The organism is Burkholderia sp. Ax-1724, from assembly GCF_011752995.1.
In the GTDB taxonomy this organism is placed as follows: Bacteria; Pseudomonadota; Gammaproteobacteria; order Burkholderiales; family Burkholderiaceae; genus Paraburkholderia.
This window is the reverse complement of record NZ_VWWL01000018.1, coordinates 166,035-183,016: the sequence shown is the minus strand read 5'-3', so window position 1 is coordinate 183,016 and position 16,982 is coordinate 166,035. Positions and strand designations below refer to the sequence as shown.

Annotated in this window: 16 protein-coding genes; 12 read left to right on the top strand and 4 right to left on the bottom strand. The window is 64.4% G+C overall.

Translation table 11 applies throughout. The annotated features are described in order from the left end of the window. Window positions 1–302: 302 nt before the first annotated feature. Window positions 303–1,079, bottom strand: a complete 777-nt coding sequence (locus F3J19_RS21845) for an enoyl-CoA hydratase (RefSeq protein WP_167045854.1) — start codon at window positions 1,077–1,079, stop codon at window positions 303–305. A gap of 136 nt (window positions 1,080–1,215) precedes the next feature. Between F3J19_RS21845 and paaN the strand changes: the two genes are divergently transcribed. The 4 genes from paaN to paaK all read left to right on the top strand — a co-directional run bounded on the left by paaN (window position 1,216) and on the right by paaK (window position 5,780). Beyond that, window positions 1,216–2,916 carry a phenylacetic acid degradation protein PaaN gene (gene paaN / locus F3J19_RS21840; RefSeq protein WP_167045851.1) on the top strand — a complete coding sequence of 567 codons (1,701 nt, stop codon included), beginning with the start codon at window positions 1,216–1,218 and terminating at the stop codon, window positions 2,914–2,916. A 167-nt stretch (window positions 2,917–3,083) separates the two neighbouring features. Continuing rightward, window positions 3,084–3,875 carry a 2-(1,2-epoxy-1,2-dihydrophenyl)acetyl-CoA isomerase PaaG gene (paaG, locus tag F3J19_RS21835; RefSeq protein ID WP_167045848.1) on the top strand — a complete coding sequence of 264 codons (792 nt, stop codon included), beginning with the start codon at window positions 3,084–3,086 and terminating at the stop codon, window positions 3,873–3,875. Between the two features lies 1 nt (window position 3,876). Beyond that, entirely contained in the window at window positions 3,877–4,341 is a 465-nt protein-coding gene (paaI, locus tag F3J19_RS21830; RefSeq protein WP_167045845.1) for a hydroxyphenylacetyl-CoA thioesterase PaaI, read from the top strand. Between the two features lie 134 nt (window positions 4,342–4,475). Further along, a complete protein-coding gene (gene paaK, locus F3J19_RS21825) occupies window positions 4,476–5,780 on the top strand; it encodes a phenylacetate--CoA ligase PaaK (RefSeq protein ID WP_167045842.1) in 1,305 nt (434 codons plus the stop codon). A gap of 33 nt (window positions 5,781–5,813) precedes the next feature. On the opposite strand, the gene F3J19_RS21820 is transcribed toward paaK, so the two are convergent. Then, entirely contained in the window at window positions 5,814–6,932 is a 1,119-nt protein-coding gene (locus F3J19_RS21820) for an MltA domain-containing protein (protein WP_167045826.1), read from the bottom strand. A gap of 28 nt (window positions 6,933–6,960) precedes the next feature. Here F3J19_RS21820 and F3J19_RS21815 point away from each other — a divergent pair, with 28 nt between their 5' ends. Further along, window positions 6,961–7,122 (top strand): hypothetical protein, encoded by a 162-nt coding sequence (locus F3J19_RS21815; protein WP_167045823.1) that lies wholly within the window; start codon window positions 6,961–6,963, stop codon window positions 7,120–7,122. A gap of 168 nt (window positions 7,123–7,290) precedes the next feature. Here F3J19_RS21815 and apaG read toward each other — a convergent pair whose 3' ends face one another. Further along, entirely contained in the window at window positions 7,291–7,665 is a 375-nt protein-coding gene (gene apaG / locus F3J19_RS21810) for a Co2+/Mg2+ efflux protein ApaG (RefSeq protein ID WP_167045820.1), read from the bottom strand. A 445-nt stretch (window positions 7,666–8,110) separates the two neighbouring features. Between apaG and rpe the strand changes: the two genes are divergently transcribed. The 3 genes from rpe (at window position 8,111) to trpE (ending at window position 11,451) form a co-directional block, all read left to right on the top strand. Next, window positions 8,111–8,827, top strand: a complete 717-nt coding sequence (rpe, locus tag F3J19_RS21805) for a ribulose-phosphate 3-epimerase (RefSeq protein ID WP_240159128.1) — start codon at window positions 8,111–8,113, stop codon at window positions 8,825–8,827. A gap of 38 nt (window positions 8,828–8,865) precedes the next feature. Next, the gene (locus F3J19_RS21800; protein WP_167045817.1) at window positions 8,866–9,582 is read left to right on the top strand and encodes a phosphoglycolate phosphatase; all 717 of its coding nucleotides are present in this window, start codon (window positions 8,866–8,868) and stop codon (window positions 9,580–9,582) included. A gap of 375 nt (window positions 9,583–9,957) precedes the next feature. Further along, the gene (gene trpE / locus F3J19_RS21795; RefSeq protein ID WP_167045814.1) at window positions 9,958–11,451 is read left to right on the top strand and encodes an anthranilate synthase component I; all 1,494 of its coding nucleotides are present in this window, start codon (window positions 9,958–9,960) and stop codon (window positions 11,449–11,451) included. 267 nt (window positions 11,452–11,718) lie between these two features. Here the strand turns inward: trpE and F3J19_RS21790 are convergent, their stop codons facing one another. Further along, window positions 11,719–12,648: a LysR family transcriptional regulator gene (locus F3J19_RS21790; protein ID WP_167045810.1), complete on the bottom strand. Its 930-nt coding sequence runs from the start codon at window positions 12,646–12,648 to the stop codon at window positions 11,719–11,721. 156 nt (window positions 12,649–12,804) lie between these two features. On the opposite strand from F3J19_RS21790, the gene leuC reads away from it, so the two are divergent. From leuC to F3J19_RS21770, 4 genes are all read left to right on the top strand, one after another. Continuing rightward, window positions 12,805–14,229, top strand: coding sequence for a 3-isopropylmalate dehydratase large subunit (gene leuC / locus F3J19_RS21785; protein WP_167045808.1), 1,425 nt, complete (start codon window positions 12,805–12,807; stop codon window positions 14,227–14,229). Then, a complete protein-coding gene (leuD, locus tag F3J19_RS21780) occupies window positions 14,222–14,857 on the top strand; it encodes a 3-isopropylmalate dehydratase small subunit (RefSeq protein ID WP_167045805.1) in 636 nt (211 codons plus the stop codon). Before leuC ends, leuD begins: the two co-directional genes overlap by 8 nt. Window positions 14,858–14,924: 67 nt before the next feature. Beyond that, window positions 14,925–15,944 (top strand): 4-hydroxythreonine-4-phosphate dehydrogenase PdxA, encoded by a 1,020-nt coding sequence (locus F3J19_RS21775; RefSeq protein ID WP_167045802.1) that lies wholly within the window; start codon window positions 14,925–14,927, stop codon window positions 15,942–15,944. A gap of 110 nt (window positions 15,945–16,054) precedes the next feature. Then, window positions 16,055–16,936, top strand: a complete 882-nt coding sequence (locus F3J19_RS21770; protein WP_167045800.1) for an alpha/beta hydrolase — start codon at window positions 16,055–16,057, stop codon at window positions 16,934–16,936. Window positions 16,937–16,982: the final 46 nt, after the last annotated feature.

Here is a 16,982-nt window from a genome sequence, read left to right as displayed (position 1 = left end):
CCGCATCAAGCGCCCACACTTATCGGCTGTTGGTTTTTAAAGATCAGTCCACAAACTCACAGCACCCAAACCACCCGGCACCGCTTCGTTCGCGTCGCTGCGTCTGCAGCAGAGAAACGAGATTATGGAGACTTTCCGGCACGCCGTCAACAGGTTTTAACACACTGCCCAACCTGCCTGCGCCGCGAAAACCCCTGCCATCCAGGGCCTCCCGCTTCCCCGTGCCCCGCTGGGCGGAACACGAAAGAGCGGAATTCTAGTCGCCGCCATCAGGACTTGCAAGCAATATTTTGACAAGCGTATTAACGGTGCTTGAAAACCGGTTTGCGCTTCTCCACGAATGCGGCCATTCCCTCCTTCTGATCTTCGGTAGCGAAGAGCGAATGGAACAGGCGACGCTCGAAATGCACGCCCTCCGCGAGCGTCGTTTCATAGGCGCGGTTGACCGACTCCTTGACCATCATCACTGCCGGTAACGGGAATTCGGCAATAGTCGCGGCTGCAGCAACCGCTTCGTCAAGCAGCGACGCGGCCGGAATCACGCGCGAAACCAGTCCGGCACGCTCGGCCTCGGCTGCGTCCATAAAACGGGCCGTCAAGCAGAGGTCCATCGCCTTTGCTTTCGACACCGCGCGCGGCAATCGCTGCGTGCCGCCCGCTCCCGGCATGATGCCGAGCTTGATTTCCGGTTGACCGAACTTCGCCGTGTCGGCAGCAAAAATGATGTCGCACATCATCGCGAGCTCGCAGCCGCCGCCTAGCGCGAAGCCCGCCACCGCAGCAATGATCGGCTTACGGATCGAACGCACCGCTTCCCAGTTGCGCGTGATGTAGTCGCCTTTGTAGACGTCCATATAGGTATAGGTCGCCATCATGCCGATGTCGGCCCCCGCCGCGAACGCCTTCTCGCTACCGGTCACGACAATCGCGCCGATCGCCTCATCGGCATCGAACTCGCGCAACGCGGTGCCCAGTTCGTCCATCAACGCATCGTTTAGCGCGTTCAGTGCCTTCGGACGATTCAATGTGATCAACCCGACCCGTCCTCGCGCCTCAACCAGAATGTTTTCGTAAGCCATGCCGCCTCCAGAGGGTTAATTTGCACGCGAAAAACGCTTCGCGCGGCTCTCTTAATAATGCTACCATTCACCAACCAACCGGTCGGTCAATTATTCGACGGATTTCCCCCCAACGTATAGCCAAGCCCTCCCTGCCATGAAACATCCGCTATTTGCAAAGCACGAAGACACGCTGCACAAGGCGCTCGCCGCACTCGAAACGCGTGGCTACTGGAGCCCGTTCGTCGAGATTCCCAGTCCGAAAGTGTACGGGGAAACAGCGAACGCGGACGGCGAAGCCGCGTTCAAAGCGCTGCTCAATACGACTTTCGCGCTGGACCAGCCGTCGACCGGAGAAACGGTCGGCGCCGAAGTCTCACCGTTTGGTTTTCCGCTAGGCATGCGTTATCCCAAAGCCACCCCGGACACGTTGATCGCAGTGGCCGCCGCTGCGCAGCGCGACTGGCGCACGGCCGGCCCGCAAGCGTGGGTCGGCGTATGCCTCGAAATCCTCGCGCGCCTGAATCGCGCCAGCTTCGAGATTGGCTATAGCGTGATGCACACCACCGGCCAGGCGTTCATGATGGCGTTTCAGGCCGGCGGCCCGCATGCGCAGGATCGCGCGCTCGAAGCCGTGGCTTACGCATGGGACCAGTTGCGCCGCGTTCCCGCCGACGCGCACTGGGAAAAACCGCAAGGCAAGAACCCGCCGCTCGCCATGCACAAGCGCTATACCGTCGTGCCGCGCGGCACCGGTCTCGTGCTGGGGTGCTGCACATTCCCGACCTGGAACGGCTACCCGGGCCTTTTCGCCGATCTGGCCACCGGCAACACCGTCATCGTCAAGCCGCATCCGGGCGCGATTCTGCCGCTCGCATTGACCGTGCGCATCGCGCGTGAGGTTTTGCGCGAGGCAGGCTTCGATCCGAACGTTGTCACACTGCTTGCCACTGACCCGAACGACGGCTCCCTCGTCCAGAACCTCGCCCTGCGTCCGGAAATCAAGCTGATCGACTTCACCGGCAGCACCCAGAACGGCACCTGGCTCGAGCGCAACGCGCATCAGGCTCAGGTCTACACCGAAAAAGCCGGCGTCAACCAGATCGTGATCGACTCGGTCGACGACATCAAGGCCGCCGCGCGCAACATCGCCTTTTCTCTCGCGCTGTACTCGGGCCAGATGTGCACCGCGCCGCAAAACATCTATGTGCCGCGCAACGGCATCCGCACGGCCGACGGCGCGCTCGGTTTCGACGACGTCGCCCAGGCGCTTGCCGGCGCCGTGCAAAAGCTCGTTGCCGACCCTGCCCGTGCTGTCGAACTGCTCGGATCGATCCAGAACGATGGCGTCGCGCAGCGCATTGACGAAGCCGCGAAACTCGGCCGCATTCTCGTCGAGAGCCAGACGCTCGAGCATCCGTCCTTCCCGGGCGCTCGCGTGCGTACCCCGCTCGTGCTGCAACTCGACGCCGCGACCGACCACGCGCAGTTCACCCGTGAATGGTTCGGACCGATCTCGTTCGTGATCGCAACGGATTCGACCGCGCAGTCGCTCGATCTCGCCGGTGCCATCGCCGCCGAACACGGCGCACTGACACTATCGGTCTACAGCACGGACGCAGCCGTACTCGACCGCGCACACGAAGCGTCGATTCGTGGCGGCGTCGCGCTCTCGATCAATCTGACCGGCGGCGTGTTCGTCAATCAATCCGCGGCCTTCTCCGATTTCCACGGCACCGGCGCCAACCCGGCCGCCAATGCCGCGCTGGCCGATGCGGCGTTTGTCGCCAATCGCTTTCGCGTCGTTCAAAGCCGTGCCCATGTTGAACCGAAAACGGCGCCGGCGGTAGCTGGCTGAATGGCGTAGGACAACGCACGATTCCTATGCCTTCTGGCCGAATGGACCGGGTCGCGCGCGCTCACTAACATGAGACAGCAGGCCGGCATTGCGCGCCGCCGCATTGCCCGGCTCTCGCTAACCGCGTGCTGTGCCCATCGGTCAATGAGATTTCGAGGAGATACCCAATGTCATATGAAGCGATCCGGCTGGACGTCGACACATCGAGCCACGTAGCCACCATTACGCTGAACCGCCCGGACAAGCTCAACAGCTTTACGCGCGCGATGCATCGGGAACTGAGCGACGCGCTCGATCGGGTCGCAACGTCAGGCGCCCGGGCGCTCGTGCTGACCGGGGCGGGCCGCGGCTTCTGCGCCGGCCAGGATCTCGCCGATCTCGACTTCACGCCAGGCGCCATGACCGACCTGGGCGACCTGATCGACGAACATTTCAACCCGCTGATTCGCCGTCTGCAGGCGTTGCCGATTCCGGTCGTCGCGGCGGTCAACGGCACAGCCGCCGGCGCGGGTGCCAACCTCGCGCTCGCCTGCGACCTCGTGCTCGCGGCGCGCTCCGCGAGCTTCATCCAGGCGTTCGTGAAGATCGGCCTCGTGCCCGACTCGGGCGGTACATGGTTTCTGCCGCAGCGCGTCGGCATGGCACGCGCGTTGGGGCTCGCTCTCACCAGCGACAAACTCGGCGCCGAGAAAGCCGAGAGCTGGGGCTTGATCTGGCAAGCGGTCGACGACGCGGATCTCGCCAGCACCGCGGCGAAACTCGCGTCGCAGCTCGCTCAGCAACCGACGCGCGCAATCGCCGCAATCAAACAGGCCATGCGAGCAAGCACGACGCAAACGCTCGACCAGCAGCTCGACCTCGAACGCGATCTGCAACGCGAACTCGGCGCCTCGCACGATTACGCGGAAGGTGTGCAGGCGTTCATCGAAAAGCGCGCGCCGCGCTTCGAGGGGCGCTGACATGACCGCTCATCAAACCCGCCGCCCCGACCAGATGACACCCGACGAACTTGCCCGCGCGACCGCCGCCGCGATGTACGAGAACGATGCCTGCAGCCGCGCGCTCGGGCTCGAAATTCTCGAAGTCCGTCCAGGCTATGCGCGGCTGCGCATGGCCATACGCGACGATTTCTTGAACGGCCATCAGATCTGCCATGGCGGCCTGATCTTCACACTTGCCGATTCGACGTTCGCGTTCGCCTGCAACACGTACAACATCAATACGGTCGCGGCTGGCTGCTCGATCGAGTTTCTGCGGCCGGTGTACGGCGGCGACGCGCTAGTGGCGGAAGCTGTCGAGCAGACACTGAGCGGGCGCACCGGTATCTACGACATCCGCGTGACGAATCGAGCCGGCGAAACCGTCGCGATGTTTCGCGGCAAGTCGGCGCAAATCAAAGGCAATCTGATTCCGACCGGCGACTAGACAAGCACACGAACCGCAGGCCCAGGCAGTACCTCAGGCGACGCCCTCCCAAAGACAACAGATCGCCGCGGATTTCTGGCGCGCAAGCGCGCCGCACATCAGACTCAGGCATTGAGGCAGCAAGGAGACATTCGATGACCACCGCTCTTCCGCTCGATCCGATCGAGACCGCCAGCCGCGACGAACTCGTCGCGCTTCAACTTGAACGGCTCAAATGGTCGCTGAACCATGCGTACGAGAACTCGCCGGTCTATCGGCGCAAGTTCGACGAAGCCGGTGTTCATCCGGGCGAAGTGACATCCCTCGCTGACCTCGCCCGCTTTCCGTTCACGACGAAGCAGGATCTGCGCGACAGCTATCCGTTCGGGATGTTCGCCGTGCCGCAGGAGCGGATTTCGCGCATCCACGCGTCGTCGGGCACGACGGGCAAGCCGACCGTGGTGGGCTATACCGCGCGCGACATCGATACATGGGCCAATCTCGTCGCACGATCGATCCGCGCCGCCAGCGCGAAGCGCGGAGACAAAGTACACATAAGCTACGGCTATGGCCTTTTCACAGGCGGCCTCGGCGCGCACTACGGCGCCGAGCGCGCCGGGCTCACCGTGATCCCGTTCGGCGGCGGTCAAACCGAGAAACAGGTGCAGTTGATCCAGGACTTCCGGCCCGACATCATCATGGTGACACCGAGCTACATGCTCTCGATTGCGGACGAACTCGAACGTCAGGGCATCGATCCGGCCAACTGCTCGCTGCGCCTCGGCATCTTCGGCGCGGAACCGTGGACCAACGACATGCGCCAGGCCATCGAAAAACGCATGGGCATCGACGCGGTCGATATTTACGGGCTGTCCGAAGTGATGGGCCCGGGCGTCGCGTCGGAGTGCGTCGAAACCAAAGACGGCCCGACCATCTGGGAAGATCATTTCTACCCGGAAATTATCGATCCCGAAACCGGCGCAGTGCTGCCCGACGGCGAACTCGGCGAACTCGTGTTTACCTCGCTCACGAAGGAAGCGCTGCCGATCATCCGCTATCGCACGCGCGATCTCACGCGCCTGCTGCCGGGCAGCGCACGCACGATGCGGCGCATGGAGAAGATCACCGGCCGCTCTGACGACATGATGATCGTGCGCGGCGTGAACGTATTCCCGACGCAAATCGAAGAACTGCTGCTCCGCCAGCACGCGCTCGCGCCGCACTACCAGATCGTGCTCACGAAGGAAGGTCCGCTCGACGTATTGACGCTGAATGTCGAGCCGTGCCCGGAAAGCGCGCCAGACACCACCGCGCTAACCACGGCGAAAAACGCGCTCGCTTATGACATCAAGGCCTTGATCGGCGTCAGCGCGGTAGTGAATGTGCTTGCCGTGAACGGGATCGAGCGTTCGGTCGGCAAGGCACGGCGCGTGGTGGATAAACGCAAAGCGGGGCTTTGATCCCTGCGCGGGGCGAGGACCGCTCGCGCCACCTCACGAATTCGGCAGCAACAGCCACATCCGGCCGCCCTGCTTCATCTTGCCGGCCAGATCGCCTGCGTCGTCGCCGAGCCCCCAGAAGTAATCGGCGCGCACGCCGCCCTTGATCGCGCTGCCCGTGTCCTGCGCGAACACGAGGCGGTTCATCGGCGAGTTCGTGAGCGGACGCGTGGTTTGCAGAAACACGGGCGTACCCAACGGAATCGCGCTCGGATCCACCGCGATCGAGCGCTCCGGCGTCAACGGCACGCCGAGCGCGCCGATCGGACCATCGGCACCGCCGCTCGGCGCGCTTTCCGCAGACGGCATCTCGCGGAAAAACACGAAGCGCGGGTTCGTATCGAGCAAGGCCTCGACGCGCGTCGGGTTCGCGCGCGCCCATGCCTTGATGCCCTGCATCGTCGCCTGCGCCGGCGTGACCTCGCCATGATCGAGCAGCCAACGCCCGATCGACTTGTACGGCTGGTTGTTAGTGCCGCCGAAACCGACGCGCATCACGCTGCCGTCTTCCATCACGACGCGTCCGGAGCCCTGCACCTGCAGGAAGAATGCTTCGATCGGGTCGTCGACCCAGACAAGCTCATTGCCGTTGAGCACGCCCGAGCGCTCGAGCTGCGCGCGCGCCGGCAACGGCGCGCCCGCGCGATAGCCGGCGGGCCAGCGGTACAGTGCGGTCTGATACACGCCGTGCCGCGTGCGCGAACCGCGCAGCAAGGGCTCGTAATAGCCGGTGACGAGACCGTCGAGCGTGCCGTCGTTGTTGGCGAGCTGGAACGGCGTGAAATAGGCTTCAAAGAAAGCCCGCGCGCTCGTGACGTCGAGGTCGTCGATCTGCGAGGCGGCCGCGCATGCACGGGACCAGCTCGGCTGACGTGCGAGCCGCACGCAGTTTTGCCGCAACGCGGCGGTCGCGCCGATCAGCGAGTCATCCTGCCAGCCCGGCACCTGCTGCCACGCGACCGCGGTCAATCGCGCCGAAGCAATCTGACCGGGAATGATCGCCGCACCGCTCGGCGGCGATGGCCGGATCGCGCCGCCGCCACCGCAGGACGCGAGCAATACCGCGACTGAAAGCGCACCGAGCCAGGCGCCGGCGCGGCGGACAAAACGCATACAATGTTCGTTCTTGATGGAAACCGCCATGTCTGATCTGTTCGACGAATACCCGATGCTCATCTTCGCGCTGGAATCGCTTGTCGCGCTTTTCCTGCTCATCTTTATCGTTGTATGGACGTCGTCCGGCAAAAAGAAAACGACGCGCGCCAGGTCAGCGGAACAACCCAAGCAGCAAAAACCGCAGTGACGCGCAGTAACCGTCGTGGGGTTATCCAGCCGGCCGCGCGCTGAAGCACGCATCGGCCACTCGCCTGCCGCCGGTCACAACGCCTCACCCGCTTCACTCTTCATCCCGCCACGCACGCCACTTCGCGCCCGCACGAAGTCGGTAAAGACAGCGCGCCTTGGCAGCGGTTCAATGCAAGGTACGCGGCATGCGCAACACGAACTCCGGCACGGGCGCATCGAAGCGCTCGCCGTCCTCGGCCACGCAGAAGTAATCTCCGCGCATGGTGCCGACCGGCGTCGCGATAACGGCCCAACTCGTGTACTCGAAATGCTCGCCCGGCTTGAGCAACGGCTGATGGCCGACCACGCCCAAGCCTTTGACTTCCTGCACGGTGTTGTCGCTGTCGGTAATCACCCAATGACGCGCGATCAGTTGCGCGGGTACCTGGCCGGTATTACGGATAGTCAGCGTGTAGGCAAATGCGTACTGGCGGCGCTCCGGGTCGGATTCTTCGGGCAGGTATTGCACCTGCGCCGAGACGCTGAATTCATACTGGCTCATCCTGATTCCGGTCTGATAAAACGGCTGTGAAAAACGCGGGAAGGCCCGAACGCCAATGGTTTGCGGGGGCATCGGCGATGCGGCGCTCATGGATTGGCATTCTGCTTGATGCGCGGCACGCCCGCAACCGGGTACACCCTTTGGCCAGGAGTGTTCAAGACGCTGGGGCGTGGCACGCTTCGGAGCCTCACTTCATTCAGAACCTCACTTCGGGGCCCGCTTTCCGACGTCCAGTTTCCTGCCGCCAGGTTTTTCCGCCATAGCTTTCAAAGCGCTTATGCCGCACGGCTCTTTCCCACCGCTTCTTCATCGCTGCTTCGCCGCTCCGTTTCTTCCCGCTCCCGGCGCGGTCCACGGTCACAGTCCACCTCTTCCGCTAAGCCCCGAACAAACCGGCACGACCCGCCGAGGCCCACGCCCCGGCACCACCACGCAAAACGGTAAAATGGCGCTTTCCCGCTTGCATCCGCCCCTTGCCATGACGCAATTCCGCATCGCCCCCAGCATTCTGTCCGCCGATTTCGCCCGTCTCGGCGAAGAAGTCCGCAACGTCGTCGCGGCCGGCGCCGACTGGATTCACTTCGACGTGATGGACAACCACTACGTGCCGAACCTGACCATCGGCCCACTCGTCTGCGAAGCGATCCGCCCGCACGTCGACGTGCCGATCGACGTGCACCTGATGGTGCGTCCCGTCGACCGCATCGTGCCGGACTTCGCGAAAGCCGGCGCGAACCTGATCAGCTTCCACCCGGAAGGCTCGGACCACATCGACCGCACGCTCTCGCTGATCCGCGACCACGGCTGCAAGGCCGGCCTCGTGTTCAACCCGGCCACGTCGCTGAGCTATCTCGATCACGTCATGGACAAGGTCGACCTCGTGCTGATCATGTCGGTGAACCCGGGCTTCGGCGGCCAGGCGTTCATTCCCGAGGCGCTCAACAAGCTGCGCGAGGCGCGCAGGCGCATCGACGCATACGAGGAGCGCACCGGCCGCGAGATTCATCTCGAAGTGGACGGCGGCGTGAAGGTCGACAACATCGCGGAAATCGCGGCGGCCGGCGCGGACACGTTCGTGGCCGGCTCGGCGATCTTCGGCCAGCCCGATCACAAGGTGGTGATCGACAAGATGCGCGCGGCCCTCGCCGCCGTGCAGCACTAACGCCCAGCCTTAACACCCGACATCCGGACCCGCGCCCCATGACCGCTCCGTTCCCCGCCCCGACTTTCACCGGCCCGCGCCTCGCAGCCGCGATCATCGACCTCGACGGCACGATGATCGATACCGCCGACGACTTCACCGCCGGCCTGAACGGCATGCTCGCCCAACTCGACGCAGCGGAAACCTCGCGCGAGGAAGTGGCCGGCTATGTCGGCAAGGGCTCGGAGCATCTGATCCGCAGCGTGCTCGCGCCGCGCTTCGAAGCGGACCACGCGCAGGAGCGCTTCGAAGAGGCGCTCGCGATCTATCAGGCCGAATACGCGAAGATCAACGGCCTGCACACGCGGCTTTATCCCGACGTCGAAGCCGGCCTGCACGCCATGCGCGAGGCCGGCCTCAAGCTCGCGTGCGTGACGAACAAGCCGCACCGCTTCGCGCTCGAACTGCTGCAACAGTACGGGCTCGCGCCGTATTTCAGGGTCGTGCTCGGCGGCGACAGTCTCGCGAAAAAGAAGCCCGACCCGCTGCCGATGCTCACCGCCGCTGCGCAACTCGGTGTCGAGCCGCAAGCCACCGTCGCGATCGGCGACTCGGAAAACGACGCGCTGGCGGGCCGCGCGGCCGGCATGGCCACGCTCACGGTGCCCTACGGCTACAACCATGGCCAAGCTATACAAACGATAAAATCCGATGGTATAGTTGCCTCGCTGCTCGACGCCGCCAAGGCAATCGCAGCACACCAATCCACGACTTGAACAGTCCTTCATCCTCATGTTTCTGAATAAAAAACGGAGTCTGATTAGCATCGACCGGGGAGCTTGGCCCTGGCGTCGCTGGTCGCGCTAACCTCGCCTGAGGTACGCTGAAGATCGTCTTCGGCAACCGTTTTTTACTTCGCTGCGCTCACGCGCTTTTTCCATCGCTCTGTTTCGCTGCTGCATCGGCTGATTCGGCCCGCGCGTACCCGCAAAGTACCGCGACGGACCGGTCAACGTTCGCATGCGTCGATGGGAAACTCGCGCCGGTCGGTATCATCGGGTCGAAACCGTCGACTCGCGTCCCGGCCAGAAGCGCCTGGCCTCGCTTTGCCCGACACTCGCTGCCGCCGGATCACCGTACAGGATCGGAACATGACCGAACTCGAATTCCAGTCCCTCGCCAACGAGGGTTTCAACCGCATTCCGCTGATCGCCGAAGCGCTCGCCGACCTCGAAACGCCGCTCTCGCTCTACCTGAAGCTCGCGCAGAGCGAGCGCAACGGCGCGAACTCGTTCCTGCTCGAATCGGTGGTGGGCGGCGAACGCTTCGGCCGCTATTCGTTCATCGGACTGCCGGCGCGCACGCTGCTGCGCACGCGCAACGGCGTCACGGAAGTGGTGCGCGACGGCAAGGTGATCGAGACGCACGACGGCGATCCGCTCGCCTTCATCCAGCAGTTCCAGGCGCGCTTCAAGGTCGCGCAACGCCCGGGGCTGCCGCGCTTCACGGGCGGTCTGGCCGGCTATTTCGGCTATGACGCCGTGCGCTACATCGAGAAAAAGCTCGCGCACAGCGCACCGAAAGACGACCTCAATCTGCCCGATATCCAGTTGCTGCTGACCGAGGAAGTCGCGGTGATCGACAACCTCGCGGGCAAGCTCTACCTCGTGGTCTACGCCGATCCGACGCAGGCCGAGGCGTACACGAAAGCGAAGCACCGTCTGCGCGAGTTGCGCCAGCGTCTGCGCGCGAGCGTGCAGCCGCCCGTCATTTCGTCGAGCGTGCGCACCGAGATCTATCGCGAATTCGCCAAGGACGACTACCTCGCCGCCGTGCGCAAGGCGAAGGAATACATCGCCGCCGGCGAACTGATGCAGGTGCAGGTCGGCCAGCGCCTGACCAAGCCGTACCGCGACAACCCGCTGTCGCTGTATCGCGCGCTGCGCTCGCTGAATCCGTCGCCGTACATGTATTACTACAACTTCGGCGACTTCCACGTGGTCGGCGCGTCGCCGGAAATTCTCGTGCGCCAGGAAAAGCGCGGCGAGGACCGCCTCGTCACGATCCGCCCGCTCGCCGGCACGCGGCCGCGCGGCAACACGCCCGAGCGCGATGCGCAACTCGCGACCGAGCTGCTCAACGATCCGAAGGAAATCGCCGAACACGTGATGCTGATCGACCTCGCGCGCAACGACGTGGGCCGCATCGCGCAGATCGGCTCGGTCGTCGTGACCGACAAGATGGTGATCGAAAAGTACTCGCACGTGCAGCACATCGTCAGTTCGGTCGAAGGCAAGCTCAAGCCCGACATGACCAATTTCGACGTGCTGCGCGCCACGTTCCCGGCCGGCACGCTGTCGGGCGCGCCGAAGGTCCGCGCGATGGAGCTGATCGACGAGCTCGAACCCATCAAGCGCGGCCTGTACGGCGGTGCGGTCGGCTATCTGTCGTTCACGGGCGAGATGGATCTCGCCATCACGATCCGCACCGGCGTGATCGCGAACGGCAATCTGTACGTGCAGGCGGCCGCGGGCGTGGTCGCCGATTCGGTGCCCGAATCCGAATGGCAGGAGACCGAGAACAAGGCGCGCGCGGTGATGCGCGCGGCCGAGCAGGTGCAGGACGGCCTCGATAGCGACCTCTGAGCCAGGCACGCGATGCGGCTCATGATCGACAACGCGCGCAATGCGATGGCGCCGATCATGAGCGTGATCGGGCTATCAGAAGCTCCTTTTGCGGGCCATCGTGCGCGCACTCGTACGCGTCGCGCTCCATTGGGCCGGCCCTCGGAAATGGCGTGCGCCCCTTATCGTGCCCGGGTTATGGCACATAGCGCTCGCTCGTGAGCCTGGCGCAACAGCAACAACGACAACAACGGACCACCGCCACCCGCCATCTCCCGGTGCCCTCGATCATGCCCCCCATTGGCCGTATTCGCTGTCCGCGCGTCCCAGCGCATTGCCGAACCATTCGGCGAGAAAGTCGATAAACGCCACCACCTTCGCCGATACGTTGAGCCGTTCGCCATACACCGCGTACACGTCCGCGACCGGCAACGACCATTCCGGCAACACGACACTCAACGCGCCCGAGCGCAAATGCGGGTACACGTCCCACTCGGAGCGCATCAATATCCCGTGACCGTCCAGCGCCCAGACGAGCGCGGTCTCGCCGTCATTGGTACTCAACGCGCCACGCACCTTGACCGTCTCCTGCTTGCGGCCGCGGCTCAGATGCCACGTACCGTAAGCCGCGTCGTTCTCGCGTAGCACGATGCACTTGTGCGCCTGCAGGTCCCGCGGCGTATCCGGCACGCCGGCCCTCTCGATGTAGGCCGGCGACGCGCACAGCAAACGCCGGTTCGGCGCGATCTTGCGCGCGACGAGCCGCGAATCGGGAATCTCGCCGAACCAGATGCCGACGTCATAGGCTTCGTCCGCGAGGCGGATCGAGCGATCGGTCAGCGTCAATTGCACTTCCACTTCCGCATAGCGCCGCGCGAACTCGGAGACCGCCGGCGCGATATGGCGCCGCCCGAAACCGAATGTCGCGTTCACGCGCAACAGGCCTTTCGGAATCGCCCGCGCGCTCGACACCATCCGGTCGAGTTCTTCGAGCTCGACCAGCAACCGCGCGCCATGCGACAGATACAGTTCGCCCTCCTGAGTCACGCTGATGCGCCGGGTGGTGCGATTCAGAAGCCGCACGCCGAGGCGCGCTTCCATTCGCGCGAGCCGTGCGGTAACCGCGGGCGGCGTGACGCCGAGTTCGCGAGCCAGCGCCGACAGATTGCCGTGTTTGACCAGCTGCACGAAAAACGCAAGATCCGAAATGGAATCCACTGGCGGGCCTATTTATAAATTTAACTTAAAAATAGATTAAAGAAAAACGCATTATATGTATTAACCATCTCTGTAGACTGTTTCGCATAGAAACGTTGCCCGTTTTCACCGCCCTTCGCGGACGCATCATCGGGCCCTCACACCATCGGAGGAGATGTGCCGAGCACGCTGTATCAGAAGCTCGTCGAGTCGCACACGGTCGCGAAACTCGACGCCCAGCACGTCCTGCTTTATGCGGACCTGCACATCATGAACGAATACACCAGCCCGCAGGCTTTCAACGGCCTCGTCGAGCGCGGCATCGGCGTCCTGCGGCCGGAGCAGCAGATGGGCGTGGTCGATCATGTGATTCCGACGCGCCCCGACCCGGTCGGCAAACGCGTGATCGCGATCGACGCCGCCGCGCGCCAGGCCGCGAATTTCACGCGCAACTGCACGAAATACGGCATCAAGCTGTTCGACGTCAACGATCCGCTGCAAGGCATCGAGCACGTCGTCGCGCCCGAATCGGGCCTGATCCGCCCCGGCATGGTCGTGCTGTGCGGCGATAGCCACACGACCACTTACGGCGCATTCGGCGCGCTGGGCTTCGGCATCGGCACGTCGGAAATCGAGCATGTACTGGCGACACAAACGCTGTCGTACCGTCTCGCGAGCACGATGCGCATCCAGATCAACGGCAGCCTGCCGGCCGGCACGACCGCGAAGGACCTCGTGCTGTGCGTGATCGCGAAGATCAGCGCGCAAGGAGCGCGCGGCTATGCGGTCGAATACACCGGCGAGGCGATCCGCGCGCTGTCGATCGAAGCGCGCATGACCCTGTGCAACATGACCGTCGAGGCCGGCGCGCGCGCCGTGCTGATCGAACCGGACGACACGACCTTCGCGTATCTGCGCGCGCATCGCGGCAATCTGGGCGAAGCGCAAATGGAAGCGGCGATCGCGGCATGGCGCACGCTGCGCACGGACCCCGGCGCGCAGTTCGACGCCGACCTCGCCATCGACGCCGCCGACGTCGCGCCTTACGTCACCTGGGGCACGAGCCCCGACCAGGCGATCCCCGTCGATGGCCTGATTCCCGCGCCCGAAGACAGCGCCGATCACGTCGTGAGCGCGGCGACCGCGCGCGCACTGGACTACATCGGCCTCGCACCGGGTTCGAGCATCGAGGGCACGCCGATCGATCGCGTGTTCATCGGCTCGTGCACCAACGGCCGCATCGAAGACCTGCGCGCGGTCGCGGCGATGCTGCGCGACGGCATGCACGTCGCCCCCACCGTGCGCGCGATGATCGTGCCGGGCTCCGGCGCCGTGCGCGCGCAAGCGGAACAGGAAGGGCTGTCGGATACCTTCATCAAGGCCGGCTTCGAATGGCGCCAACCCGGCTGCTCGATGTGCCTCGCGATGAACGACGACGTGCTGCGCCCCGGCGAGCGCTGCGCCTCGACCACCAATCGCAATTTCGAAGGCCGTCAGGGACGCGACAGCCGCACGCATCTGATGAGCCCGGCAATGGCCGCCGCCGCCGCGATCACCGGACGCATCACCGACATCCGCAAATGGGAGCACCACGATGCCTGATTTCTCGCGCATGGAAGGCGTGGCCGCACCGCTGCCGATCGCCAATCTCGACACCGATCAGATCATGCCGAAGCAGTTCCTGCTCGGCACCGACAAGTCCGGCCTCGCCGCCGGCCTGCTGTACGACCTGCGCTTCTTGCCGGACGGCAGCCGGCGCGACGACTTCGTGCTGAACACGCCGGCCTATGCGGGCGCGAAAGTGCTGGTCGGCGGCGCCAACTTCGGCTGCGGATCGAGCCGCGAGCACGCGGTATGGGGGCTGCTGCAAAGCGGCATCGAAGCGGTGCTCGCGCCGAGCTACGGCGAAATCTTCTACTACAACGCGGCGAACAACCGGCTGCTCGCGATCATCCTGAAGCCGGAAGAGATCGACGAGATCAGCGCTGAAATTTCGAACCCGGCGGCGAACCGTCTGTCGATCGACGTTGCCGCGCAAACGGTGCGCACCGCGTCGGGCCGCACGTATTCGTTCCGGATGGACGAGCGGCACCGGCAGATGTTCCTTGAAGGTCTTGACGTGCTCGGCGCATCGCTGAAGATGCTGCCGCACATCGAAGCATTCGAAGCGCGGCATCGCGCGGAAAACCCCTGGGCGCACGTGCTGCCGCTGCCTGCCGGCGCGGCCTGATCGAGCCCGCGCGGCGCTGCCGCATTGCCCACTTCTCTCAACTACAACCGATATGGAGAACCCCCACATGAAACCGCTGATCGGCCTGATGCTCGGCGACGTCACCGGGATCGGCCCGGAACTGGTCGTCAAACTGCTGTCGCTTCCCGAAACCCGTGAAAAAGCGAACGTCGTGATCATCGGCGACGAGCGTGTGCTCGAACTCGGCATGAAAGACGCCGGCCAGCGCATTCCGTACGTGAAGATCGCGAACGTGAAGGACGCGGTGCACGACGCGGCGGAGATTCCGCTGATCGATCTGCACAACGTCGACCCGGCGCTGTACCCGCGCGGCGAGTTGAATGCCGAGTCGGGCCGCCTCACCGGCGAGACGCTCAAGTACATGACGGACCTCGCGCTCGCGGGCGAACTCGACGGCATCTGCTTCGCGCCGCTCAACAAGGCGGCCCTGCATCGCGGCGGCTGGAACTATCACGACGAACATCAGATGTTCGCCGCCTGGACGAAGCACGAAGGCTACTTCGGCGAAGTCAACATCATTCCGCAGTTCTCGACCTTCCGCGTAACCTCGCACGTCGCGCTGCGCAAGGCCGTCGACATGGTGAAGCCCGACCGCATCGAAGGCGCGCTCACGCTCGCGCACGACACGATGCGCGCGTTCGGCAAGACCGCGCCGCGCATCGGCGTCGCGGCGCTCAATCCGCACGGCGGCGAAAACGGCCTGTTCGGCGACGAGGAAATCACGATCATTCGCCCGACCCTCGAAGCGCTGCGCGCGAAAGGTCTCGCGAGCGAAGGCCCGTTCCCGTCCGACACCGTGTTCATCAAGGCGCGCCGCGGCGATTTCGACGCGGTGGTGATCATGTATCACGACCAGGGGCAGATCGCGACGAAGCTGCTCGGCTTCTCGCAAGGCGTCACGCTGACGGGCGGCCTGAAGACCGTTTATGCGACGCCGGCGCATGGCGTGGCGTACGACATCGTCGGCACCGGCACCGCGGATGTCGGCGCGACCGCCGCCGCATTCGACGTCGCGACGCGCACCGCGGTCGCCCGCAAGAGCGCACGCGCGGCGCTCGCGCACTGAAGCACACGCACCACGATCGCATCGAAAGCCCGCCGCGCCGCCTGGAGACGGCGCGCGCGGCGGACCCGCAATAACCTGCTTACGCATTGCCATAGAGGTCAGTCATGCCCATGTTTGAGAATTTCACCAAAACGACGATCAAAACGAGCGGCGCCGAGATTGTGACGGTCAAGGGCGGTGAAGGCCCGCCGCTGCTGCTGATGCACGGCAACCCGTTCAATCACCTGTCCTGGCACAAGATCGCGCCGCGCCTCGCGAAAGAGTTCACGGTGGTCTGCACCGACCTGCGCGGCTACGGCGACAGCTCGAAGCCGCCCGGCGGCGGCGATCACTCGGACTACTCGTTCCGCGCGATGGCGCAGGACCAGGTCGAAGTGATGGCGGCGCTCGGCTTCGACAAGTTCTATGCGGCGGGCCACGACCGCGGCGCGCGCGTGCTGCACCGCATGTGTCTCGACCATGAATCGACGGTGCTCAAGGCGGCCTTCGTGGACATGCTGCCGCAACACCATCTGCTCAACAACGTGACGCGCCAGTGGGGCAAGTTCTCGTGGCACTGGTTCTTCATGATTCAGGACTATCCGACGCCGGAAAAGATGATGGGCGCGGACCCCGAATTCTTCATCCGCCGCAAGCTGTCGAAGACCGACCAGGGCACGAGCTTCTTCGGCCCGGAAGCGCTCGCGGACTACATCCGCTGCATCAGGAATCCGGACGTGATCCACGCGATGTGCGAGGACTACCGCGCGACCTTCGGCATCGACCTCGACATGGATACCGCCGACTTCGACGCGGGGCGCCGTGTCACCACGCCGTCGATGATCCTGTGGGGCGCGAAAGGCGGCGTCGGACGCAATCACAACGCGGCCGAAGTGTGGAGCCGCTACGCGACGAACATCGTGCGAACCGCAACCGTGCCGTCGGGCCACTATCTGCAGGAAGAATGCCCCGACGAGACCTACGAAGAGCTGAGCAGCTTCTTCCGCCAGTAAATCCCGTGCCATGACCGCCGCGCGCGGGCTCCGCTGGTCAGAGAGC